This is a genomic window from Nocardia shimofusensis NBRC 100134, from assembly GCF_001613125.1.
Classification (GTDB): domain Bacteria; phylum Actinomycetota; class Actinomycetes; order Mycobacteriales; family Mycobacteriaceae; genus Nocardia; species Nocardia shimofusensis.
The window spans coordinates 47,323-71,482 of sequence record NZ_BDBT01000019.1; the positions used below are offsets into that span (position 1 = coordinate 47,323).

General features: G+C 68.2%; 16 protein-coding genes. 12 read left to right on the forward strand and 4 right to left on the reverse strand.

Going from position 1 to position 24,160, the window contains the following annotated elements:
- Positions 1-29 precede the first annotated feature (29 nt).
- Positions 30-1,466, reverse strand: a complete 1,437-nt coding sequence (locus NS3_RS18800; RefSeq protein ID WP_067861434.1) for an FHA domain-containing protein — start codon at positions 1,464-1,466, stop codon at positions 30-32.
- Positions 1,467-1,629: 163 nt separating this feature from the next.
- Here NS3_RS18800 and NS3_RS18805 point away from each other — a divergent pair, with 163 nt between their 5' ends.
- The 9 genes from NS3_RS18805 (at position 1,630) to NS3_RS18845 (ending at position 11,778) form a co-directional block, all read left to right on the forward strand.
- Entirely contained in the window at positions 1,630-2,835 is a 1,206-nt protein-coding gene (locus tag NS3_RS18805) for a DUF7373 family lipoprotein (protein ID WP_067861435.1), read from the forward strand.
- 66 nt (positions 2,836-2,901) lie between these two features.
- On the forward strand, positions 2,902-4,125 hold the full coding sequence (locus NS3_RS18810; RefSeq protein WP_067861445.1) for a DUF7373 family lipoprotein: 1,224 nt from the start codon (positions 2,902-2,904) through the stop codon (positions 4,123-4,125).
- Positions 4,126-4,127: 2 nt separating this feature from the next.
- Positions 4,128-5,324 carry a DUF7373 family lipoprotein gene (locus NS3_RS18815; protein ID WP_157101418.1) on the forward strand — a complete coding sequence of 399 codons (1,197 nt, stop codon included), beginning with the start codon at positions 4,128-4,130 and terminating at the stop codon, positions 5,322-5,324.
- A gap of 125 nt (positions 5,325-5,449) precedes the next feature.
- Positions 5,450-6,655 carry a DUF7373 family lipoprotein gene (locus NS3_RS18820; protein WP_067861450.1) on the forward strand — a complete coding sequence of 402 codons (1,206 nt, stop codon included), beginning with the start codon at positions 5,450-5,452 and terminating at the stop codon, positions 6,653-6,655.
- Positions 6,652-7,839, forward strand: coding sequence for a DUF7373 family lipoprotein (locus NS3_RS18825; protein ID WP_157101419.1), 1,188 nt, complete (start codon positions 6,652-6,654; stop codon positions 7,837-7,839). Before NS3_RS18820 ends, NS3_RS18825 begins: the two co-directional genes overlap by 4 nt.
- A 16-nt stretch (positions 7,840-7,855) precedes the next feature.
- The gene (locus tag NS3_RS18830; protein WP_067861454.1) at positions 7,856-9,073 is read left to right on the forward strand and encodes a DUF7373 family lipoprotein; all 1,218 of its coding nucleotides are present in this window, start codon (positions 7,856-7,858) and stop codon (positions 9,071-9,073) included.
- Between the two features lie 139 nt (positions 9,074-9,212).
- Positions 9,213-10,778 (forward strand): serine/threonine-protein kinase, encoded by a 1,566-nt coding sequence (locus NS3_RS18835; protein ID WP_067861456.1) that lies wholly within the window; start codon positions 9,213-9,215, stop codon positions 10,776-10,778.
- Positions 10,779-11,123: 345 nt separating this feature from the next.
- The gene (locus tag NS3_RS18840; protein ID WP_067861457.1) at positions 11,124-11,453 is read left to right on the forward strand and encodes a WXG100 family type VII secretion target; all 330 of its coding nucleotides are present in this window, start codon (positions 11,124-11,126) and stop codon (positions 11,451-11,453) included.
- Positions 11,454-11,487: 34 nt separating this feature from the next.
- Positions 11,488-11,778 carry a WXG100 family type VII secretion target gene (locus tag NS3_RS18845; RefSeq protein ID WP_067861459.1) on the forward strand — a complete coding sequence of 97 codons (291 nt, stop codon included), beginning with the start codon at positions 11,488-11,490 and terminating at the stop codon, positions 11,776-11,778.
- Positions 11,779-11,903: 125 nt separating this feature from the next.
- Here NS3_RS18845 and NS3_RS18850 read toward each other — a convergent pair whose 3' ends face one another.
- Positions 11,904-13,370, reverse strand: a complete 1,467-nt coding sequence (locus NS3_RS18850) for a type VII secretion-associated protein (RefSeq protein WP_067861461.1) — start codon at positions 13,368-13,370, stop codon at positions 11,904-11,906.
- Positions 13,370-17,413: a type VII secretion protein EccCa gene (eccCa, locus tag NS3_RS18855; protein WP_067861463.1), complete on the reverse strand. Its 4,044-nt coding sequence runs from the start codon at positions 17,411-17,413 to the stop codon at positions 13,370-13,372. Before eccCa ends, NS3_RS18850 begins: the two co-directional genes overlap by 1 nt.
- Before the next feature lie 174 nt (positions 17,414-17,587).
- On the opposite strand from eccCa, the gene eccD reads away from it, so the two are divergent.
- Positions 17,588-19,054 carry a type VII secretion integral membrane protein EccD gene (gene eccD, locus NS3_RS18860; protein WP_067861465.1) on the forward strand — a complete coding sequence of 489 codons (1,467 nt, stop codon included), beginning with the start codon at positions 17,588-17,590 and terminating at the stop codon, positions 19,052-19,054.
- Positions 19,055-19,095: 41 nt separating this feature from the next.
- Entirely contained in the window at positions 19,096-20,463 is a 1,368-nt protein-coding gene (mycP, locus tag NS3_RS18865; RefSeq protein WP_067861538.1) for a type VII secretion-associated serine protease mycosin, read from the forward strand.
- A 432-nt stretch (positions 20,464-20,895) separates the two neighbouring features.
- Here the strand turns inward: mycP and eccB are convergent, their stop codons facing one another.
- Positions 20,896-22,383 carry a type VII secretion protein EccB gene (gene eccB, locus NS3_RS18870; protein ID WP_067861467.1) on the reverse strand — a complete coding sequence of 496 codons (1,488 nt, stop codon included), beginning with the start codon at positions 22,381-22,383 and terminating at the stop codon, positions 20,896-20,898.
- 111 nt (positions 22,384-22,494) lie between these two features.
- On the opposite strand from eccB, the gene eccE reads away from it, so the two are divergent.
- A complete protein-coding gene (gene eccE / locus NS3_RS18875) occupies positions 22,495-24,138 on the forward strand; it encodes a type VII secretion protein EccE (RefSeq protein WP_067861474.1) in 1,644 nt (547 codons plus the stop codon).
- Positions 24,139-24,160 lie beyond the last annotated feature (22 nt).

Sequence of the window (24,160 nt, forward strand, 5' to 3'; positions counted from 1 at the left end):
TCGGGTGACCGCACTCCCGGTTGCCGAATTCAGCCGCCGAACGGCGGCGGAGCGACCGGTTCCAGGCGCAGTACCCGATTGCCGAGCATGACCTCCGAGCCGGGGATCAGCGTCATCGGCTGATACGGATTGAGCCGGACCCAATCGCGGTAGCCGGGCAGCCGGGTCCTGGTGCCGTTGGTGGAGCCGCGGTCCACCACCGTCACATCCCAATTCACCAAACGGATCTCGGCGTGCGCACGGGACATGCCACCGGAGGCGTCGTCGATCTTCAACGGCACCAGGCCCTGCTGCGCGGCCTCGGAATGTTCCGGGTCACGGCCGAGCACGGCGTCGGCCGCCAGCATGTAGGTCATGCCGTCGTCGAGGACGAGCATGCCCAGCGGCGGACGCACCACCTCGATGAGCGCCTGCGTCTGGTCGACCGGCATGCCGCACACCGTGCAGAAGGCCGACCGCGGATCGCTGGGATGGGCACGCGCACACTTGAATCCGAGCACCTTGACCGTCAGCGCGGTCGCCTTCGCGGTGGCTTCCAGCCTGCGCTGCAGCTCGGGGTCCGGCCGGGGCGCGGGATTGGTGCCCATGCCCATGCGCGGCCGCGCGGCGGTCTGTTCGTCGACGGAATCCATCATCGACGTCGGTGCGGCGGTCCGGGTAGCGGTGTCACCGGAGTCGACGGCGGAGACCGCCGGTGCCTCGCGCGCCGAGACAGCCGACGCTTCGCGTGCTGAAACAGCCGACGCTTCGCGTGCTGAAACAGCCGACGCTTCGCGTGCTGAGACGGCCGACGCTTCGCGTGTGGCGGAGGGCGCGATGTCGCGTTCGGTGGGCGCCTGAGCTCGCGGCTCCTGTTCGATGCGCGCGGTCGGCACCGGCGGCGCGTCGGCGATCTCTCGTCGCGATCCGGTGCCGGCCGCCGACCAGCCACCGCCGGTCCACAGAATCGCGCCGCATGCCTGCGCCACACCGTCGACCAACCGGCCGATCCCCGGTGTCGCGGGCAATTCGGGCACCCGGCCGCCCACGTCGTCGACAAACAGGCCCGCCGCGCGAGCGGGCACCGTGACGACCCGATCGACGGTGAACGCCGCGTCGCTGCCGCGCAATCGTTCGACCGCGCCCGCATCGGCGAGCACGGCAGTGACACCACCGTGCAGGAACACCGCGAGCCCGCCCTGTTCGGCGGGCGAGAGGATGCCGAAATCGATGGGAACGCCGGGGCTTATCCGTTCGGCGTGCTTCATCAGCCAGCGGGTGGCCTCCCTGGCGACCAGCGGCCCGGGGCCGGACGGCTGGAACCGCTGGGCGTCGCGGACCAGATCACCGAGCGCGTTCAGAGCCACCGCCGCGGGCGACTCGGGACCGACCGGTCCCCGACCGCGGTGAGCGACCACGAGCACCGCGCCGCAGACCCGGGCCACCGCGTGATCACCGGCGACGATCTCGACCTGACGATCCTGCACCGCTATCGGTCTCCGCCTGCCGGGTGATCACGGGTCGTCGCCATGTGGTCCAGGGTATTGCACGACCGAGACCGACGCCGCAATCCCGGGAATCATCCATCGCTGTGGAGGGCCTGATTCCGGTAGTTTCTTCTGCAGGAACGGGAGGAACGAGGGGCACGTCATGGCACGTACTTCAGGGGTCGCGACAGCGCTGATCGCGGTGGCGACGGTGGCAGCTCTGGCCGGGTGCAGCGCGGTCTCCGGCACCGCGCTACCCGCCGAGCCGGACGTCAGGACTCTCGAGGTCGGCCCCTATCAGGTCACCAAGCACCGCTACGAGCAGGAATCCGGCGGCCGCGGCGCATTGTTGGAGGGCATGCGCATGTCCGAGGCCGTCGTGCCGACCGTGCAGATCGACCCCTCGCTGAAGTACGGGCGCGGCTCGAAGGTGCTCGCCGACAGCGAAGAGGCGTTGGCCTTCCTGGCGCAGGTGTCCAAGCCCGTGCTCGACACCCGCCGGTTCCTCACCGGATTCGCGGCCGCGGGCGCCGACGAAGCCGATCCACCCGGCCAGACCAGGCCCGCACCCGACACCACCGCGGTCACCAATGTGGTGCTGCGCTTCCCCGACGAGGCGGTCGCCAAGCTGGCGGCCCGTGAACTCGAGGACGCCGACATCGGCGTCTCCCCCGACAATCAGCGCCTGGGCTCTACCGAACATCCCGACGCCTACATCCACTGGCGGCCCGGCATCGCCAATGCCGGCGCGTTCATCGCCCATCGCGAATTCGTGGTCTCGCTGTTCGTCCAGCGACCGACAGCCGACAGCAGCGACCTGGTGAAGTGGATCGACAAGACGCTCGACGCGCAACTGCCCGCGCTCGACGCGTTCCAGCCGACCCCGATGGCGCAGTTCGACTCGCTGAAGGTCGATCCGGACGACCTGTTGGCCCGCGTGGTGGTGGAGGATCGCGACGACCGGGTGCCCGACGCCTCGAACTTCACGATCGTGGATGCCAACGACGCCGTGCACAATTCCGACGACCAGACCGCGGCGCAGCGTCTGGTGGAGCAGACCGGCGCGGACCGGGTTGCCGTCGTCGACGCCGACTCGGTGTTCCGTGTTCGCGACGAGGACGCCGGGCGCGCCCTGATCGACGGACTGATCGGCGCGGCAGGCGACCACTACGACCCGATCGATGCGCCCAAGGACGTGCCGGGCGCGAAATGCTTGCAGCTCAACGACAGCGGCGACCTGGAACGCGAATACAAGTATCGCTGCTACGTGCCCTACAAGCGCTACGTCGGCATTGTCGTCAGCGACAAGGAGCCCGATGTCCGCCAGAAGATCGCCGCGCAGTACGCGCTGCTGGCGAACAGCCTGTAAACGCCTCGGCCGCGGTCGGTAAACTCCGCGGCACGCGCATCATCGCACTCCTGGGGGGATGAACCGATGCCGAGCGACGGCTTTTTCCGAACGCGGTGGCGAGCACTGCTCGCCGCCGCGTCGATCGCACTGCTGACAGGCTGCGGTCAGACTGTGGACGGCCAGGCGACAGCCCTGATCGCCCCGGTCGACCCGACGACCCTCGAAACCGGCCCGTACCCGACCGAGCCGGCCGCTTACGAGCCCGAATTCGATGACAAGGAACAGGTCTTCGAGATCGAGTCGCGGCGCATGCTCGGCTACCTCGTCCCGCCCTTCGCCTTCGATCCCGAGCTGTCCCACCTCGACAGGCTGGGACTCGTCGATACCGGCGAAGGCCTGTACGGCGAGGGTTTCAACGCCGTCTATCCCGCCGAGTTCAAGCCCGTCGTCGATCGCCACCACCTGATCTCGGGCGTGATGACGACCCGGTCGAACGACAGCGTGCGGGCGTTGAAAAACGCCGTTCATTCGCTCTTGCGCTTCCCTTCCGGCGCGGCGGCAGGCGCGGCGGCAAGCGATTTCGCCACGGCGATGCACACCCTCGACCCCGCGCTGCGGAAGATCGCCGTGCCCGGACACGACGGCATCGAGATCAGCACTGCCGACGATCAGAAGGGCTATCTGTTCCTCGCCCGTGGCGCTTTCGTCGTACTCACCAAGTTGACCATGCCCGCCCCTGACGCCAACGCACTGGCCGAGCAGGCCGCCGTGCTCCTCGACCAGCAGCTCGAGCGGCTCGAATCAGCCACCGCGACACCCGTCGACGAGATCCTCGACCTGCCGTTGGACCCCGACGGGATCATGCGGCGCACCCTGCCCCGGCTCGAGGGCGAATACCTGACGAGCGACGAATTCTCCGGACCGCTGACCCCGGCCGCCCAGCTGCATTTCGAACGCGACGGCGCGGCGATGAGCGAGGTGTTCGCGAACGCAGGCGTCGACCTTGTCGCGCGCAATCACGCCACCGTGTACCGGACCCGCGATCAGCAATCATCCTTCCGCCTGCACACGGCTCTGACCCGCCTCGACCGCGACGACGAGGAGATCGACCCACCGCCGGGCCTGGACGACGCCCGCTGCCGGGTGCTCGCGGAACGCGACCCCGTCACCGATTTCACCACCGTGTGCGTCCTGCTCCACGACCGCTATGTCGCAGTCGTCGGATCGTCCGAGTCCCCGGACCACGGTCTCGACCCCGGCCTGTACCAGCGTGCGGCCGCGCAGTACTCGATCCTGGCGAGGAGCTGATGGTGCCGGCTCCGCAAACCACCGCCCGCCGAGCCCGCGCGCTGGCCGCGGCCCTGATCTACCTCACCGTCACAGCGTGCGGCGGTGACAGCGAAACCTCCACGCCCGCTCTCGATCTGGACCCGGGAAACTATCCGACTACTCCCCGCGACATCGAGGTCGAACGCACTCCCGCTACCGGTTCCCTGCAGGAGTCCGTTCGGATGGCCGAACACGTCGCCCTGATGATGGATCTGGACAGGCGCCTGGTGTTCTCCAACGGGTCGACGAGCACCCGCCACTACTCCGCCCAGCACCCGCCGGTGCTCGGCGGCGTCACGACGATCGACGACTTCAACGCCCAGGTTCCCGGTCTGGTCGCCGGCTGGCGCACCGGCGGCTCCCGCCGCGCCCACTCGGCGCTCGGCCTGGACGCCACCCTCCACCTGCTGCGCTTCACCACCCCGCAACAGGCCGACCACGCGATGAACCTGCTCGCGGAGAAGAGCAACCAGAAATATCCGCCCAAGCAACCGCTGGACCTGCCCGGCCATCCGAGCAACCGCACCTTCCTCAGCGCCTACGACGCAGTGCAGTCCTGGACGACCCACGGGGAGTACCTCATGTGGACCTACGTCTCGGACTCACTGGCCACTCCACCCGACCACGCGCCACTGCTCGAATTCACCCGGACGATCCTCGACGACCAGGTACGCCGCCTCGGCTCCTACCAGGCCACCCCCGCCGACCGGCTCGCCGAAGTCCCCGCCGACATCGACGGCCTGCTCGGTCGCACCCTGCCCTACCCGGATCCGGAAAGCTACGACAACCCCACCGCCGTCTACCCGGCCCAGGTCTTCCTGCACCTGGACTCCCGCCCCGACCTGACCGCCCGCGCCTTCGAAGAGGCAGGCGTCGACCTCGTCGCCCGCGGCGACTCCCTGGTCTACCGCACCGCCGACGCCGACGCCGCCGAACGCCTCCTCGGCGCCCTCGTCGACCAGCACACGGACATGTTCCCCACCGACACCCCCGCCGGCGCGCCGCCGGGCACCAGTTGCGTCCAGGAATCCGCAGGCACCCCGAACAGCCCACGACTCATCCGGACCACCCAGTGTTACCTCACCTACGACCGGTACGTGGGAGTTGTCGCCGCCACGCAACCCCAGGATCTCACCCAGCGCATCGCCGCCCAGTACCTGCTCTTGACTCACGAATGAGCCCGAGCCGGGACAACATTCGTGCCTGTGACGTAACATCCCCGGCGGATGTCCGGGTTCTCGGGGGGACCGAGCGGCTCGTCGCCTGACACGAACCATCCGGGCACCACAGAGGAGGGGACCACATGAGATTTGGAACAAGTGTGCTGGCTGTTGTGACGGCCAGTGTGCTGGCGGGATGCGCCGCGGAGATTCCCGGCAATCCCCAACCTGGACAGCTACCGGTCGATATCGCGGCCTTGAACACCGGCGCCTATTCGCCGCAGCCCACCGGACACGACTTCGAAATCTCGACGATCGGCGAATTGCGATTGGTCGAATCCCGCCGGATGCTCGAATATCTGGTGAGCCCATCGGAGATCGACAGCGACATCTCGGTCGCCGGTCCGCTCGCTTTGTTCTCGGGTCCGGACATAGTCGGTGAACAGACTTTCCCCGCGCAGTACGAGGCCGCGGCGGTGGACAACAACATGTTGCTCGGCGTCTACCTGTCGCGGATAAACGGTAATCTGCGCAAGCGGAAGAAACTGATCATTTCGGTCCTGCGCTTTCCCACCGACGACGCGAGCCGGCAGGCGGCCGAACAGTTCGACCGGATCACGAACGCCGAGCCGAGCCGTCACCCGCTCGCGGTGTCCGCCTATCCGCAGGCCGGGGTGTCTTCCGGTGACGACATCACCGCGGTGGGATTCCTGGCACACGGACCGTACGTCATCATGGTGAACACCGCGGTACCCGAGCCCGATGCCGGAGCGCTGGCATCGATCGTCGGCAGGACATTCCAGGCGCAGACCGCACGACTCGACCAGACGACGCCGACGCCACTGGACGACGTTCTCGACCTGCCGCTCGATCCTGACAGCATCATGCGCCGGACGTTGCCGCAGTCCTCCGACTACAGCGACCCGTTCTTCGGAGACTCCGACATCGGGGTGTACGCGCCGGCCGCCGCACTCCATTTCGAACGCGATCCCGAACGGATGCGAAAGGCATTCGAGGACTCGGGCGTCGATCTCGTCGCGCGGCGTGGCGGAATGCTCTATCGCGCGCGCGATCTCGCCGGAGCGTTCCGACTGCAGAACGCATTGATGACCGCCGGCCGCAAGGACGAGGAACTACCTCCGCCACCGGGTCTCGGCGACGCCCGATGCCTGAAACTCGATGTCGCCGACGAGACGCGAAATTTCGACCTGTTCTGCACCGTGGTCTTCGATCGCTATGTGGGAGTAGTGATCTCGAAGGCCGGCTTGACCGGGCGCATGGACGGCACACTGTATCAACGCGCGGCGGCCCAATATGCCATTCTGGCGAACAGCGAAGGTGCGCGATGAAATCTCTCCGTTGCCTTGCTCTCACCCTCGTGGCCCTGGCCGTTGTGGCCGGTTGCGGAACAACCGGCGACACCGGCACGCCGGAAATCGATCTCACGACCCTGGATTCGGGCAACTTTCCGACCCGACCCCGGACGGTCGAAGCCGCACCGGGAGCCGGCCACTATCTCGAAGCCGTGCGTATCGCGGATGTCACGCCCCTCGTGGTCGACATCGACCCGAGATTCTCGTTCCAGCGACTCCGGTACCAGGCCGACCGGCGCAACACCCCCGATTCCCCGCCGCTGCTGTTCTCCGTCTCCGAGGAGGCGCGGTTCGCCGACCTCGCGGAAGGGTTCGTGGCCGGGTGGCAGAGTAGCGGCGAGCGTCGAGCCCAACTCCTGCTCGGGCGTGAGGCCACGCTCTACAACCTGCGCTTCGAGACCGCAGCACAGGCGCAGGCAGCCGGCAACCGGATCGCCGACCGCCAGGCCGCGGATTCTCCCGGCGAATCCCTCACCCTCGACGGCTTTTCGAACGCACGCTCGAAGTGGGCGGTGGGTAAACGGTCCCTCGACACCTGGCTGGCCGACGACGTCATGCTGATCGGCGTACACATCGACGACCCGGTGAGCGAACCGGCCGATCCTGCCCCGCTGATCGAGTTCACCCGCCATGCGTTGACCACGCAATTGGAGATGCTGCGCGACTACCGACCGACCGCTGTCGCCGACTTGAACTCGCTGCCCGCCGATACCGACGGACTGCTCGGCCACACGCTCCCTGTCGAGGACAAGGATCGGCTCGCAAGCGGCATCGACCCGTCGTGGGTCGGTCCGGCGCGGGCCGCACTGCACCCGGAGAGCCGACCCGCACAGGTCGCATCGGCCTTCACCGATGCGGGGGTCGATCTGGTCGCCAGCGCAGGATCACGCCTGTACCGCGCCCGCGACGCCGGGGGCGCAATTCGTCTTATGGCGGCACTCACCAGGATCGAAGCGGAGCGTTACCTGCCGGCCCAGGCCCCGCCGAATATGCCGGACGCGCAGTGCTACGAAGTCGAGGACGAGTCGGACAACCTCATGTATCCGCCCTTCTGCTACTTCACCTACGGACGATTCGTCAGCCGTGTGCACGGCTCGAACACCCAAGAACTGCATCAGAAGACCGCCGCGCAGTACAAGCTGCTCGCCCACGGCGCTTGACCGGCAAGGAAAGCTCATGCGAAAGAAGACACTGGCACGAACGGCGCTCACCATGGCGACCGCCGCCGCACTGTCGATCACGGGGTCCGGATGTGGCTCGGACATCGAGGGCACGCCGGTCCGCGCGCAGACCGACCTGTCGACCTTGGACGTCGGCAATTTCCGGACCGCGCCCGAACAGTTGGGCAACGCCGAGAACGAGCGCCAGGCCAGGGTCCGGGAATCCCAGCGTCTGGGAGACTACGTGGCCTTGCCGTTCGAGGCGGATCCCTCGTATACCGAGGATGTCTGGTTTCTCAGCCCGCACGTCGTACTCGATCAGGACGCGCTGGGCACCCTGGTCATCAACGACACCTTCGACGACGTGGCACAGGATCTTGTCGCAGGCTGGGTGAACGCGTGGTCCACGGGCGGCGGTCCGGACGACCCGCGTCGCACCATGAACATCGCGGTGCTGATGTTTCCCGACGCGGCGACAGCCGATGAGGTCGGTCCGGCACTCGAACACGACGACTTCACCTACAACCCGGGTAACGAGCCGGTCACAGTCGGCAAGTATCCCGCGTCGAAGGCGCACTGGCGGCCGACGGTCTCCTCGATCGGCTCATGGACGGTGCGCGACCGGTACGTGGTCTTCGTGAAGATCGATGACGAGATCTCTCCACCCGACCTGCCCGCGCTGACTGCGCAGGTGGAGAAGATTCTCGATGTGCAGATCCCGCTGCTCGACGAGTTCGAGCCGACACCGGCCGACCAGTTGCGCCGTATCCCGCTCGACCCGGAAGGACTGCTCGGCCGCACCCTTCCGACCGATCCGGCCACCCCGATCCGAGCAGATCCGGACGGTCTTTACACCGGCCGCGCGATTCTGTCGTTGTTGCAGGCCGACCCCGGCGATCTGGACATGCTGCGCGAGCACGACGTCGATCTGGTCGCCTTCGGCGACGCGGTGGTCTTCCGCAGCAGGGATGCCGAGAACGCGGTGGCGCTGTGGCAGCTGTGGCGGCCTTCGGCGGCGCCCAAGCCCGAGCAACGGATCGTCGAACCCCCGTCGGGGCTGGGTGACAATGTCGAGTGCTACGCCGACCTGCATATCTTCGAGGGCACCGAGCGGGTCCGCGGGCACCTCTGCGTCTTGCAGGTCGACCGCTACACCGTGCAGGCCTTCGCGCCGCAGCTGCAAGTCCTGCACCAGAAGGTCTCCGCGCAGTACGCGCTGCTGACCGCACAATGAGGCGGCTCCGCCACCGGCCTGCGCCGCTCGACGCCGGACTGCCGGAGGCGGTACGACGGAAGTCGAGCGGCCGGTGCAAGCTTGCTAGATTCTCGTGGAGGCTCGTGGTCCGGGCGTTCGACGGCTGAGGGAGGACCGAATGGCGTTGCGGCCCGGCGCAATCGTGGGCGGCTACCGGGTGATCCAGGTTCTGGGTAGCGGGGGCATGGGCACGGTGTACCTCGCGCAGAACCCGATCCTGCCTCGCCGTGACGCACTGAAGGTGCTCAGCTCTGATCTGTCCACCGACGACGAGTTCCGTGCTCGATTCGAGCGCGAGGCCAATCTCGCCGCCGGCCTGGACCATCCGAACATCGTGGCGGTGTACAACCGCGGTGAAGAGGACGGTCAGCTCTGGATCGCGATGCAGTACGTGGACGGCACGGACGCCTCGGAGGAGACGGCCAAGGGGCCGGCGGTGATGACGCCGCAACGGGCCCTGCGCATCGTCTCCGAGGTCGGCAAGGGCCTGGACTACGCCCATCGCCGCGGCCTGTTGCACCGCGACATCAAGCCCGCCAATTTCCTGCTCTCCGCCGTCGAAGCCGACGATGAGGAGCGGGTTCTGCTCACCGATTTCGGTGTTGCCAAATCCGCCGAGGACGGTCAGGATCTCACCGCCACAGGAAACTTCATGGCGACGGTCGCCTACGCCTCGCCGGAGCAGCTGCTCGGCGAGCGGCTGGACCATCGGTCCGACATCTACAGCCTGGGTTGTTCGTTCTACCGGATGCTCACCGGTCAGAACCCCTACCCGTCGACCGTGCCGGCCGTCGTCATGATGGGCCACCTGCACGAGGCGCCGCCCAAGCCTTCCGCCGTGCGCTACGGTCTGCCCGTCGCGCTGGACGCGGTCATGGCGAAGGTACTGGCCAAGAACCCCGCCGACCGGTACTCCACCTGCAGGGAGTTCGTCCAGGATGCCGAAGCAGCCCTCTACGGAAGGCCACCGACGCGTACGCCGATCAGCGATCCGCGAATACCGCTGCAGCAGTTCTCCTCCGAACCTCAGGTCGCCAGCGCGATCCACCCGGCCACTGCCGTGTACGCGCCGACCGTTTCTCCCTACGAGCAGACAGATCAGCACCTCGTCGACACACTGCGCAACGGCAGGGCCACCCGATCCAAGGGCCGAGCCCTGCTGGTGCCCGCGATCGTCGCCCTGGTGGTCGCCGTCGTGGTGGCAGCGGGCACCTTCTTCCTCACCAGACCCGATGCGGCCGAGGGCAGCGCAGATCTGCTCGCGACCGTCCGCAGCGAATATCCGCAGTTCGCCGGGAAGTCGGTGACCGCGTTCAATTTCGGTGACGCCTCGTTGTCCGCCGTCCTGACCCCCAGTACCCAGGCGCGATTCCTGCAGGACATCGGTTTCACCTACAGCAGCGCGTACAAGGCTGTCGGGCAGGAGGAGTCGCCGCGACCGTTGTCGCTGGCCGCCTACGCGAACGAAGTCGACTCCGAGGTCGTCGTCGTATTGCGCAGCGACAAGGAGGCCGGGAACGGCGGCCTGCGCGGACTGCCCAGCTCGATCCTCAACAGCGGGGCGCGGATCGTCGTGATCGACGATCTGACAACGGTCCAGGCTTTCCAGGTATGGACCGACCAGTCGACGGCCACATTGGTCGAGAAAATGGTTCCGGTGATCGGCAAGGTCGTCACCGAGTAGGTGAACATGCTGGCGCCGTGGGGTGCCCGTTCGGTAGGGTATTTCCAGCCGGCCCACTTGCCGCAGGGGGAAGGAGGGGAGCAGTGGTGCTGGCGACCCTGCAGCGTGGCGATGCCGGGCTCCGAGCGCCTCAGCCGAATGCGGCGGTCCGCCGGTCGAGCAGCAGCGCCGCCGAGAACCGGCCATCGCCAGCCCGAGACGGGGACCAAGGGTTTCGCGGAATCAGGGGATCGAAAATTCTCACCGATCCGGTGGAACCGATCGGACACCGGACACGTCCAAACATATGAATCGGTCAGCTGACACTTGGCATGTTGACCATGACGAGAAGCAGGAGCAACCGCGATGACGAACAACTTCGTTGCAGATACCGGTGCAATCAATGCCAAGGCGAAAGAGTTCTTGGATCAGCACAGCGCTCTGATGGCGTCCATCCGTCAGCTGAAGACCGACGAGGACAACGTCACCAACGGCGCCAACTGGCAGGGTGCGGCGCGCGACGCCTTCAACGCGTTCATGGAGCGGTACTACTTCCAGGCCGACAAGATGAACGACAAGCTGATGGAAACCGCGCAGAACCTGATGAAGGTGAGCGGTCAGGTCTCCGACCACGACACGGACTTCGCCTCCCAGGTCCAGACCCAGGTCTCCAGCCTCGACCTGCCGGCACTCTGACCCAACCTTCAACTTCACGAACAGGAGTTCCGCTATGGATCGCAACATCTCAGCGAATTTCGAGGGCGTTTCCGACGGTGCGCAGACCATCATCAAGCGCGCCGAGGGCATCCGCGACGAACTGAACGCCTTCCACCAGAAGGTCAAGGAGTTCGCGGAGACCCAGGGTGGTGCGGCGAACGAAGCGTTCATCGCCTTCCAGACCCAGTGGCAGCAGCACGTCGAGCAGCTGAACACCACGCTGACCGGTGCTGGTCAGCTGGTCAGTTCCGGCAACTCGGAGCTGCAGAGCACCGACAAGGCACTGGCGAACCTCTTCAACTGAGCTCCGCCGCAGCCACTTCGGGCCCCATGCCGTGCGCGGGGGCCCGAAGTTCGTTCAGGGGCCGAGGTGTCTAGGGGCCTAGGCGTTCAGAAGTCTTGCGCTTTTCGAGGTAGCGCTGCCCTAGCTCAAGGCTGCACGTCGATCGAGGCGGCCAGTTCCTCACAGCTCGGTTCCAGCGTGGCCCAATCGATGTCGGCGACATACTGGCAGCCGACGCTGACCTGCGTTGCGTGTTCGAGCAGGACGTGCCACCGGACGGTCGAACCGCCTTCGGGGCGCTCGATGTAGGACAGGCCCGACCGGCCGGCGAAGACCACGTCGCGGCGCAGGGCGCCGAGGGAAGGCTTCTCGCGCATCTGGGCTTCCAGGTCCGCCGCGATCCTGGCGTAGCCGGCATCGGGAGCGACAGCGGTCTGGATGATGGTGAGCCGCAGGCGGGAGCCGTCCTCGGGGGCGAGGTCGACGCGGCTGCTCTGGGTGCTCGAGGAGGTCACGCGCCAGCCGTCCGGGATCCGGAAGGTGATGCGGCCGAGGGTTTCCGTGGCGGCCGGTGCGCTCGGGGCGGTTGAGGTGCGCGGCGCGGCGCTCGTCGAGCGGGCAGAGATCGGGGCCGAGGTGGCCGGGGCCGAGGTGGTCGGGGCGGCGGCGGACTCCTGGGAATCGTCCGAGCCGCTGAACGCGACGACCGCGCCGACAGCGGCGGCGGCGAGGACCACGACCGCGGCGGCGGCCGCCGCGTACACGACGGTGTTGCGCTCGGGTGCTCGGGCGGCGGCGCGTTGGCGCAGCGGCTGCAGCCATTCGGTGTCGGGCATGGCTCGCACCGGGTCGGGGATGTAGCCGGACCTGGGCTCGGGGCGGTGCAGGAGGTCGACGCCGGAAACGGGGCGCACTTCCACGTCAGCGCCGCAGACCTGGTGCGCCACCTGGTCGATGAGATCGAGTTTGGCGGGGTCGGAAGCCCCGAACACCTGCACGAGGTCGGCGCGGCCGCCGTCGAGCAGACGCTCGAGCATCGCGGCCAGTCCTTCTGCCGCGCCGGGGTCGGCACCGAGGTCGTCGAGAGCGAGATCCGGTTCGTATTCACAGGATTCGACCTGTGCACCGTCGTGGGTGCGCACGACCGTGGCAGCGGTGGTGGTGAGTGCGCCGAATTCCAGGACCACGACGCGGCGGGCGCGCAGGGTGGCCTCGTCGGTGGCGACAGACCGTGCGGCGATCGGCTCGAAGACGATGTCGCCGGCGAAGCGGCGCGCCGCGGTAGCGATCGTTTCGCGGCGGTGGCCACCCCACTCGGTCGGGCAGACGATGGTGAATCGCTCGCACGGACTACCGAGACCGAGGTTGTCCAGGACGGTGGCGAACAGCGCCGAGAGCGCCTCCGCGAGCTCGGGTACGCGCGGCAGCAACGCGATCCGCTCGGCGGCGACGAACTGCACCGCCGAGCTGACCTGACCGAGCGGGGTGAGCGGCTCGCCGACGACCAGGCTTCCGTTGCCCCCCAGCACGACCGAGGGCACACCGTCCCAGTGGGTCGACGGGCCGCGCGCCCAGATCCTGGTGTCGGTGAGGACCAGTTCGACCTGAGTCATCACTCGGCCGCCGGCATCCAGCCGAGCTGGATCAACTCCTGGCTGTTACGGGTCACGTAGGTACCGCGGCCCGGCGGAAGCTGGCTCGGGCGCACGCTGCCCATCAACACGCCCTCGTCCTTCGGGCAGCTCATGATCAGGCCCGCCGCGCCGAAGTCCTTCATTCGCGCCAACGTCGACTCGTACATCGCGCGGCTGGCGCCACCGGACCGGCGGGCGATGATCAGGTGGAAGCCGAGATCGCGCGCGTGCGGGAGGTGTTCGACCAGCGGAGCTGTCGGGTTGCCCATCGAGGTGGCGACCATGTCGTAGTCGTCGATGATCACGTACAGCTCGGGGCCGGTCAGCCAGGCTCGATCACGCACTTCCTGGGGGGTCACGTCCGGGCCGGGTCCGCGTTGGGCGACATAGGCCGCCAGATCGTTCATGTTCTTGGTGAACTGCGGTCCGGTGGAGCCGTATCCGGCCTGGTAGCCCTCGGGGATCATGCCGAGCATATGGCGCCGGTAGTCGCCGATGATGAAGCGCGCCTCGTTCGGGGTGTTCGACGCGGCGATGCCCTCGATGATCGAGCGCAGCAGCGTCGTCTTCCCCGCCTCGCTGTCACCGATGATGATGAAGTGCGGGGACTCGTTGAAGTCCAGGTAAACCGGGGCGAGTTCCGATTCGTTGATGCCGATGGGGATACGCAGGTTTCTGGTGCCACGCGGCACCTGCGAGGGCCAGTTGCCTGCCAGGTGCAACAACTGTTCGCGCGGCAGCATCTCGGGCAGCATGCGGGCGGCCGGCGCCGGGCGGCCCGGGGTGAGCCGGGCGATGGTGGCGACGGCGTCGGCGACGGCCTGGCCCAAAGTGTTCGGGTCGGCACTGCCGTCGATACGGGGCAGGCCGGTGAGCATGTGCAGGCAGTCCGGGGTCATACCGCGGCCGGGACGGCCCTGCGGGACCAAGGCGGCGAACTTGCGGCCGAGGTCGGAGTCCATCGGATCACCGAGGCGCAGTTCGATTCTGGTGCCGATCTGGTCCTTGAGGGCCGGACGCGCCTCGGCCCAGCGGGCCAGTGCGATCACCACGTGCACGCCGTAGGACAAGCCCTGCACCGCGAGGTTCATGATCGTCTGCTCGAGCGGGTCGAAATCCTGGCGGATCGAGCCGAAACCGTCGATGACCAGGAAGACGTCGCCGAAGGGATCCTCGTGCGCGCCCGCGGCGGCGTGGCTGCTGCCCGGATCCATCGACCGCAACCGACGGAACTCGGCCATCGATTCGATGCCGAGCTGGCGGAATCTGGCCTCGCGGGTGCGCACGATGGTGGTCATCTCGGCGACGGTGCGGCGGACCTTGTCCGCGTCGAGGCGACCGGCCACGGAGCCGACATGTGGCAGCCCCTCGAGGCTGGCCAGCGTGCCGCCGCCGAAGTCCAGGCAGTAGAACTGCACCTGTTCGGCGGTGTGGGTCATCGACATGGCCATGATCAGGGTCCGCAGCGCGGTGGACTTGCCCGACTGCGGTCCGCCGACGACGGCCACATTGCCGCGGGCGCCCGAAAGGTCGACCACCATCGGGTCACGACGCTGGTCGTAGGGGCGGTCGACGATGCCGATCGGCGCGCGCAGCGTGGCGATCGCCGAGTACTCGCCGGTGAGCACCGAACGCGGGATGAGCTGGTCGAGGCTGAGGGCCTCGTCCAGCGGCGGCAGCCAGATCTCGTGGGCGGGCCTGCCGTGGCCGCGGATACGCGAGACCAGCATGTCCAGGTTGGACAACTTCTCGCCGTCCTCGCCGTGATGCTCCTCGGGTTCGTCGGAGGAGGCGGCGGGCAGCGGCACCCGGTCGATCGCACGGAAGTCGACGTGATGCGCCGTGAACGGCCGTGCCTTGACGTCGATCTCGCCGCCGGCCACACCGGCCTGGGTGACCTCGCGCTGCGAACCCCCGCCGACGTAGGCACCGGAGACATAGGACGCCTGGAAGCGCTGGATCTCGCCGGAATCGGACTTGAGGTAACCGCCACCGGGAATGTTGGGCAGGTTGTAGGCGTCCGGCACGCCGAGCACCTGACGGGATTCGTTGGCGGAGAAGGTTTTCAGGCCGATGCGGTAGGACAGATGGCTCTCCAGGCCCTTGAGCTTGCCTTCCTCGAGGCGCTGGGAGGCCAGCAGCAGGTGCACGTGCAGCGAGCGGCCGAGGCGGCCGATCATGACGAACAGCTCCGCGAAATCCGGGTGCTGGGTGAGCAGTTCGGAGAACTCGTCGAGCACCACGAACAGCGCGGGCAGTGGATCGAGGTCGGCGCCCGCGGCGCGGGCCTTCTCGTATTCGGAGACGTTGGCGAAGTTGCCCGCCTGGCGAAGCACTTCCTGACGGCGGTTCATCTCACCGGCCAACGCATCCTTCATGCGGTCGACGAGATCGGCCTCTTCCTCGAGGTTGGTGATGACGGCCGCGACGTGCGGCACGCCCTCCAGGCCGAGGAAGGTCGCGCCACCCTTGAAGTCGACCAGGACCAGGTTCAACTGGTCCGGGGAATGGGTGGCCAGCAGGCTCAGCACCAGGGTACGCAGGAACTCCGACTTTCCGGAACCGGTGGCGCCGATGCACAGACCGTGCGGGCCCATGCCGCTCTCGGCGGCTTCCTTGATGTCGAGCTCGATGGGCATGCCCTCCGGACCGACGCCGAAGGGCACCCGCAGCCGTTCACGGCCGTAGCGGGGCCGCCACGCGCTTTCCGGGTTGAACGTGCCGATATCCCCGAGGCTCATCAGCTGCGCCCACGACGAGATGACCTCGGTGTCGTCGGTCTCCACGTCGCTGCTGCGCTGGGTCGCCGCGCGATAGGGCGCCAGCCGGCGCGCGGCCTGCTGGGCCTGATGCGCGCTGATGCGGTCCACGGTGGCGAAACGCTCGAGATTGCCGGTGGCGCCGCGGCCGACGCATTCGCCGTTCTCGACCACCATCTTGATGCCGCGCGACACCGCCAGGCGGGGCGCGTATCCGCACAGGTCGATGATGGTGACGCCCTCGTAGCCGGACTCGCGCAGCTGATCGTCCTCGGATTCGAGCAGGCCGCCGTCGACCACGATGACGACTTGGACGAGGCCGGGGTTGGCGGGCTGGTTACGCGAGTACCTGACCCGGTTGCCCAGCAGCGGATGCAGGCCGGCGGTGGCCTCGCGGATGGACCCGAAGAACATGCGCTGGCTGCCGATGCCGTCCTGGGAATCCGGATGCTGGGTGTGCGGCAGCCATTTGGTCCACTCCCACTCGCGCGCGGTGTCCGGGCCGGCGACGACGGCCACGAGCACCTGGTCGGGCCCCTGGAACATGCACAGCTGCAACAACATCGCGCGCACCATGTCGCGCGCCTGGGCGCGGTCGCCGTCGAGGGCGATGGTGGCGAAGCCCTTCACGGCGATCGCGGTCGGCAGGTCGGGCACGGTGGAGTGCGCGCGCACGAACCGGCGCAGCGACACCGCCGCGATGGGCTCGAGTTCCTCGACCGGACCGGTTTCGGGGGCCACCAGCCTGGTCGCCAGCCGCTGCGGGCCGATGCCGATGCGGGCATGGCAGAAGTCCTTGTCGCCCGCGCGGCGCTCCCACATGCGACTGGTGCCCGCGAGCATCCAGATCAGGCCCGGCTCGGGGTGGCTCCACTCGACCGAGGCGCGCTGCTGACGGGCGGTCTCGTCGACGTCCCTGCGGACCTGATCGAGGTAGCGCAGGTAGTCCTTGCGGTCTTCGTTGGCCTCGGCGGCCTTCTGGCCCTTGCCGCCGCCCTGCCCGGCGAACATGGTCACCATCGAGACCATCATCATGACCGGGAACATCAACATCATCGGGTTCTGCGCGATGCCGGTGCCCATGGTGAACATCAGACCGACCATGCCCAGCATGGCGACGACCATGACGACCGGCATCAGCTTCATGAGCAGATTGCCCGGTGTCACCCTGGGGATCTCGGGCGGCGGCTGCAGGGTGACCTCGCCACCCGGAGTGCGCGGCATCTCCCGGCGCGCACGACGCTGGAACCGGACAGTGCTCATCGCCGAAATCCCCCTACTTCGCATGCGGCAACTCCGGGCTCAGTGTAGAGGCACCGGCCGACATGTCGTACAGTTCGTCCTGCATTCTGCTGCCCGGACGTCAGGGTTCGCAAACCCACCCGGCGACACGCGGCTCAGCGGAATTCCGAGGTAGAGCACCAGGTTGGGGGAATCTTGACGCACGCGCGAATGGGCCACATCGACGAAGATGCATCACGCGGCATCGTACGCGCGCCGGACCTGGCCCGGGTGACGATCCTCGCCAAGCACACCCAGGTCGACATGGCCATCCCGGTCGATGTCCCGGTGGCGCTGGTGATTCCCAGCGTCGTGGACATGGTCGCCCAGCACAGCCGCAGCAACGACTTCGACAACGAAGGCGAACGGTTCGAGCCCGCCGAATGGGTGCTGGCCAGGATCGGGCATCCGCCCTTCTCCAATTCGCTGTCCCTGGGCGAGCACGGCGTGCGCGACGGCGAGCTGCTGATGCTCGAAAGCGCTTCGCACACCGCGCCGACTCCGCTGTTCGACGACATCATGTACAACGTCGCGATCGCCGACGCCGACCACTTCCGTGGCTGGACGCCGCGCACCGCGCGGCTGACCGGCTCGATCCTGGCGGCGCTCACCATGCTCGTCGGCTGCCTGGGCCTGCTGGCCGCGCCGGAAGCGCTGCCGGTGTGGGTGAGCGGTTCGGTGGCGCTGGCGGTGACGATCCTGCTGGTGGTGGCGGGCATGGTGCTGAGCCGGATGTACGGCGACACCGCCACCGCTCTCGTGCTCGCGGGGTGCGCGCTGCCTGCGGCATTCACCGCCGGAATGCTCTACGTACCAGACCATTACGGGTGGGCGCATCTGCTGCTGGCCTCCAGCCTGCTCGCCGCGACGGCCATCCTGGCCTGGCGGGTGACCGGGGTCGGGCTCGCGCTGTTCATCGGCGCCGCCACCCTCGCGGTCTACGCCATCCCGGCCTCGCTGGTCGGCCTGCTCACCGATCAGTCGGTTCGCGCGATCGGCGCGGTCGCCGCCGCGCTCGGTCTGCTCGGTCTGTCCCTCTCGCCCCGGGTGTCCATGTTGCTGGCGAAACTGCCGCTGCCGCCGGTCCCCTCCCCCGGCACCCCGATCGATCCGACCGAGGACGATCCGGACGACCACCGCGCCCTGCCCACGCTGGACGCGCTGCGGGCCAAGTCCGAGCACGCCAGGCGGTATCTGGCCGGCCTGGTCTCCGCGACGACACTGGTGACCGTCGCCGGCGCGCTCGCCGCGACCGATCACCAGGCCGACGACCCGTACTGGCAGGGCATCGCGCTCGCGCTGGTCTGCGCGGCGGTGCTGATGTTCCGCAGCCGCACCTACGCGGGCGCCGAGCAGGCGGTCGTGCTGATCGCCGGTGGCGCCGCGATCGTGCTGATCATGCTGACCGGCATGGCGCTGACGATGGAGCTTCCGCTCGCCGTGTTCGGCGTGGCGATGCTGATCCTGGTGTCGGCGCTGATCCTGGGCGTCATCATCCCGAACCAGTCGGCGACACCGCCGATGCGCCGCGCCGTGGAACTGCTGGAGTACGCGTTCGTGGCCGCGGTGCTGCCGCTGGTGTTCTGGGTGGCCTCGCTCTACTCCATCGTCCGCGGGCTGTGAGCGGGCGGTGGCGCGTCGCCGCCGCTGCGGTGACGCTGGGCATGAGCGCATCTTTCGGAGTCGGCGCGAACGGCGGTGTCGCGCTCGCTGATCGGCCGCCCGCGGTGGACCCGGGCCTGAAGCCGGCCGGTGATCCGGCCGCGCCGCCGGACAAGACCGAACGCCCCTCCAACTCGCATTGCGCCGACATCGTGACCGGCGGCGAAGGCCCGACGATCCCGGACGCCCAGCGGGCACTGGACCTCGAACGCGCGTGGCAGTTCTCCAAGGGCGCGGGCCAGCGCATCGCGGTGATCGACACCGGGGTGGCTCGTCATCCCCGCCTGCCCGACTTGGAAGCGGGCGGCGATTTCGTCGCGAATGTGGGTGACGGCACCGAGGACTGCGACGGTCACGGCACCCTGGTGGCGGGCATCATCGCCGCGTCGCAGGTCCCGGGCCAAGGGTTCGCGGGCGTCGCGCCCGAGGCGCAGATCATCACGATCCGCCAGACCAGCAAGATGTATCAGAAGGAAGGGCGCTCGGCGGAGAAGGCGCCCGAAGATCTCCCCGACAGCTACGGCAATCTGCACACGATGGCCTCGGCGATCGTGCGGGCCGCCGACATGAACGTCTCGGTCATCAATATCTCCGAGGTCTGGTGCGGCACAGGGAGCCCGGACGCGGACAACAAGGTCGGCGCCGCGCTGCGTTACGCGGCGGTGGAGAAGAACGTCGTCGTGGTGGTCGCCGCGGGCAACAAGGACGATTCCTGCAAGGGCGAGAACCAGGTCATCGACCCGCTCGACCCGACCGCCGACCCGTGGAGCAACGTCACCTACAACATCAGCCCGGCCCGCTGGGACGACTACGTGCTGGCCGTCGGCTCGGTCGACGCCAACGGCGCGCCGTCGAGCTTCACGATTCCCGGCCCCTGGGTAGGGGTGGCCGCTACCGGGGAGAACATGGTCTCGCTGGACCCCCGCGGCACCGGCACCGCGATCGGCACGGTCGACCAGCGTGGTCAGCAGGGGTACATCACCGGCACCAGCTTCGCGACGCCCGTCGTCGCCGGTGTCGCCGCGCTCGTCCGTGCGCGGTTCCCCGAACTGAGCGCACTCGAGGTGATCGAGCGCATCCAGGCGACGGCGCACGCGCCGGCCGAGGGCTGGAATCCCTACATCGGTTACGGCTCGGTCGATCCCGTCGCCGCGCTGACCAACGCCGTCCCGGACGCCCTGCCACCCAAAGAGCCCGCCCCGGCCAGGAGCAGGCAGCTGGCGGTGCCCGCGCCGCCCGCGCCGCCGGACAACACCGCACGCGATGTGGCGCTCATCGGCACCGGCGTGATCGCGACCGCGTCGATCCTGGGCTATCTGGCCTCGTTCCCGATCCGCCGCCGATTCGGCGTCACCGGCGACGAGATGTGAGCCGTTCCCGAGCCTGCCGACGCGCTGCCGCCTGCAGGCTCCGGCCGGAACCCCCACTTGCGCCGGCCGAGTTGGCCTGGCACGCACGTGCCGGCCCTCTGTTTCGGCGGTGAGTTACACGACCTCGTCGGTGCCCCGGCCGTTCTCGACCCCGCCGGTACGGGGTCTCTTTTCACGCGCACAGTGGCGGTTTCCGTATGTCGGCCCGGGCCCCGTCGGGATCGCATCGCTGTCAGCCGTCGTCGGTTGCTCGATCGAGCCGCCTCCACCACTGCCTCCAAGCGCGGCACACCGGCCACGTCGGGTGGCAGCGTGACGCCCGATGCCCGGAGCCGATCCGCCCTCGCGAGGAGAGCTGCGTGACGACTGCCGATCAGTCGCGGCCGGCCGCTGGACGCAGCGCCCGCCTTATACCGTTGCGCGACAACGCGATCAGTTGGTCTTGCCGACGGTGTTCTCGGCGGGCGAAGCGTCCGGCGCGATGCCGTCGTGGGCGACCATCGCCTCTTCGCGCCCCAGCGTCGGGCCGTTGGCGAGCAGTCCCACGATCGGCCACGGGGCCGGCTCCGGCTTCACCCCGGACTCGGTGTCCAGTCCGAGCGCCTTCTGGGCGTCGGCGTTCTTGATGCCGTACCGCACACCCGTGTCGGCGACGTAGAACATCGAATCCTTACGGGTGCTGTCCGGTTCGATGCCGGTGGACTGCACGAACGCGCCGGTGCCCGGCGGGATGTAGGTCGAGTCGGCATTGGGCCCGTTGCCGTCGGCCTGGGCGAGCGGGACCAGCTTGCCGCTGTCGGGGATCGGCAGCGCGAGGCCGGTGACCACCGACAATTCGGCCTGCTTTCCGCCCTCGTTGTGTTCGGCGGCGACCGGGTTCGGCGTCCACGACAGGCAGCTGATCGGCTCGTCCTTCAACTCGACGATGCTCATCTGCTGCTGCGGGTAGGTGGCGACCGCCAGGGTGTTCACCAGGTCCACGGCGACCCGGTCGGCCTGGTCGATCGTGGAATCGGTGCCCGAGGACCGGTAGGTGTTGCGGATGATGTCCGCGGTCAGCGGGGAGACTTCCTGCAGGCCGTCGGTGAGCACGACGTAGTTCTTGTCCGGCTCGGTCGACACCTGCACCACGTCACCGACGCGGTGGTCGCCGATCTGGTAGCTCACGCTCGCGCCGGGATCGTTGATCTTGGGCGGAATGATCGGCAGGACTTCGGGAATCGCGTTGAGCAGGCCCTCGCCGACCGGGCGCGGCGTCATTCCGGTGATGCCGAGGGCGTCGGTGACCTTGCGGTCGTTCATGTCGACGCGGGCCCGGGAGTTGTTGTAGACGAGGTAGTCCTCGTCCTGCGCGGTCACCAGCAGCGCTCGGTCCGATTCCATCGTCGAGGCCTTGTCGCCGAGCTCGAGATCACCGGCGATCACCGAGGTCGTCAGGTCGTTGCTGCCGTCGATGGCGAGCACGTCGCACACCGTCCAGGTGCGGCCCGAGCCGTCGGCGTCGTAGTGCAGCGCGGCGGGCGCGCCGGGGATACCGATCAGCTGTCCGCGCGGCTTCTTGGTCAGCTCGGATTCCTTGATGATCGCGGCTTTTCCGCTCTCGCCGGAGGCCAGCCGGGCCGAGGCGATGTTCAGCGCGGGATGCACGACATCGTCGATGACGACATAGACGCCGCCGCTCTCCTTGCCGATGAGCAGGGTGTTGTCGCCGATCTTGTCCTGCGGCCGGAACAACGCGAGGATGCCGCATCCCGCCAGCACCACGACGCCGAGCACCAGGCCGACGGCGTAGGCGCGCGACTGGGATCGCATCGGGTCGTGCAACATTCGCACGTCGCGGCGAACCAGCGCGTGTTCCATCCTGCGCACCAGGAATCGATAGCCGCTCACCTGCCAGCGTGTGGTGGGCTTTGAAGGCATGGTTCCTCCCCCGAACAGTGCTCACGTCCGCGCAACACAGTACAGTTCCTGGGGACTGTTGTTGAGTTCGGCCGGGCGGATTCGGCCGACGCCGGTTACTTGGGGGACGTGATGGCCGAAGCCACCGGAGCGGGGCCGCGCCCGCTCCTCGGACGCATCTCGATGCCGAATCTGCTCACCGCACAGGTCATCGCTGTCTCGGCCGGACTCGTCTCGCTGATCTGGTTGCCCGCGCTCTCCGCGCTCGTCGTGGCGCTGGCCGCTCTGGTGATCCCGCTGATCCCGATCGCCAAGCGCACGCTGCTGGACTGGATCATCACGGTGTGGCGCTTCAAGACCCGCCGCGACTACGAACTCGGCGACACCGTGGACTACCGCGGTCCCGACGACCGCTCACTCGGCCTGTACTGGGACGGAACCAGGGTGGTCACGGTTGTCGAGGTGCTGCCGCCGCGCGGCGGATTGACCCGCATCTCGAGCAGCACCGTGCTCGCCTCGCACCTGCTGCCGCTGCCGGAACTGGCGAAATGCCTGAACCAGCACGACATTCTGCTCAGCGGCATCGACATCGTCAGCCACGGGCACCGCAGCCGCGCGGGCACACCCGCGGGAAAGATCTACGAGTCGCTGCTCGGCCCGTTGCCCGCGACCGCCCACCGCTCGGTGTGGCTGGCGATCGGTTTCGACGCGGTCGCCGGTGCCGGGGCCGCGGCCCGCCGGGGCGGCGGCACCGAGGGCGCCTCCCGCGCGGTGACCATCGCGACCCAGCGCATCATGCGCGCGCTCGAAGACGCCGACTGCAGCGCCCGTATCCTCACCGCGCCGGAGATCCGCAAGGCCGTCCTGCAGATCACCGCGGGTTACGACCCACGCGAACTCACCCATGCCTGGCGCTACGCCGAACTGGGCAACGCGGTCAATATCGGCAGCGCGGTCGATCCGGAACACCTCGGCTCGGATCTGCTGGCCCAGCTGTGGGTCGCGCCCTCCCGCGGAACCACCATGACGGTGCGGCTGCGGCCGGGCAGTTCCGCGGAGTCGGTGAACATCGGCGCCTCCTGGCGGCTGACCACTCGTGAGCTGCCCGAGGGCGGCAAGCTCGACGGCATGATCTCGATGAACGGCCGCCATCGCGACGGGTTGCTGGCCAATCTGCCGCTGGCGGTGCCCGATGTCGACGACGCGGTGCCGATGACCGAGTACCCGATCGATGTCATCGGCGCGCTGCACCTGCCCTCGTCGGGCTGCGGTCAGCTGATCGGTTCGGACGAGAACAACCAGGGTGTCGCGGTGCGCATCATCGGGCAGGGCATCTCGACGGTCTACGTCGCCGGCGAGCTGTATCTGGCCCAGCAGCTGGTGTTCCGGGCGCTGGCCGTCGGGGAGCGCATCCTCATCCGCACCGATCGTCCGCACGCCTGGGATCAGCTGGTGCAGACCATCAACAACCCGGAACGGCTGGCGATCGCGGTGGAGACCCACCAGTCCGACGCGGGGTTCACCGCGGCCGTGGTCGACGGCGTGCTCGCGCCGGCGCCGCACGCCGGTGTCACCACCATCTACGTCACCGGTGATCCGATGGGCTGGCCCGCCACCCGGCCGGATCTGTCGATCCACCAGCCGGGCGCCATCGGCAACCGCGTCATCGTGCGCACCGGCACCACCCAGGTCGATCTGACCCTGGTGTCGATCGCCAAGGAAGCCACCTACATCGGGAATCCCCGCGGGCGCCGCCCGATGGCCGCCGCGCACTGACACCGCCCCGGCGGCCACGGCA

Coding starts and splice junctions, on each gene's coding strand:
- NS3_RS18825 (WP_157101419.1), top strand. CDS start 6,652: ATGAAATCTCTCCGTTGCCTTGCTCTCACCCTCGTGGCCCTGGCCGTT.
- eccCa (WP_067861463.1), bottom strand. CDS start 17,413: ATGAGCACTGTCCGGTTCCAGCGTCGTGCGCGCCGGGAGATGCCGCGC.
- mycP (WP_067861538.1), top strand. CDS start 19,096: ATGAGCGCATCTTTCGGAGTCGGCGCGAACGGCGGTGTCGCGCTCGCT.
- NS3_RS18820 (WP_067861450.1), top strand. CDS start 5,450: ATGAGATTTGGAACAAGTGTGCTGGCTGTTGTGACGGCCAGTGTGCTG.
- NS3_RS18830 (WP_067861454.1), top strand. CDS start 7,856: ATGCGAAAGAAGACACTGGCACGAACGGCGCTCACCATGGCGACCGCC.
- NS3_RS18850 (WP_067861461.1), bottom strand. CDS start 13,370: ATGACTCAGGTCGAACTGGTCCTCACCGACACCAGGATCTGGGCGCGC.
- eccB (WP_067861467.1), bottom strand. CDS start 22,383: ATGCCTTCAAAGCCCACCACACGCTGGCAGGTGAGCGGCTATCGATTC.
- NS3_RS18805 (WP_067861435.1), top strand. CDS start 1,630: ATGGCACGTACTTCAGGGGTCGCGACAGCGCTGATCGCGGTGGCGACG.
- eccE (WP_067861474.1), top strand. CDS start 22,495: ATGGCCGAAGCCACCGGAGCGGGGCCGCGCCCGCTCCTCGGACGCATC.
- NS3_RS18835 (WP_067861456.1), top strand. CDS start 9,213: ATGGCGTTGCGGCCCGGCGCAATCGTGGGCGGCTACCGGGTGATCCAG.
- NS3_RS18840 (WP_067861457.1), top strand. CDS start 11,124: ATGACGAACAACTTCGTTGCAGATACCGGTGCAATCAATGCCAAGGCG.
- NS3_RS18810 (WP_067861445.1), top strand. CDS start 2,902: ATGCCGAGCGACGGCTTTTTCCGAACGCGGTGGCGAGCACTGCTCGCC.
- NS3_RS18845 (WP_067861459.1), top strand. CDS start 11,488: ATGGATCGCAACATCTCAGCGAATTTCGAGGGCGTTTCCGACGGTGCG.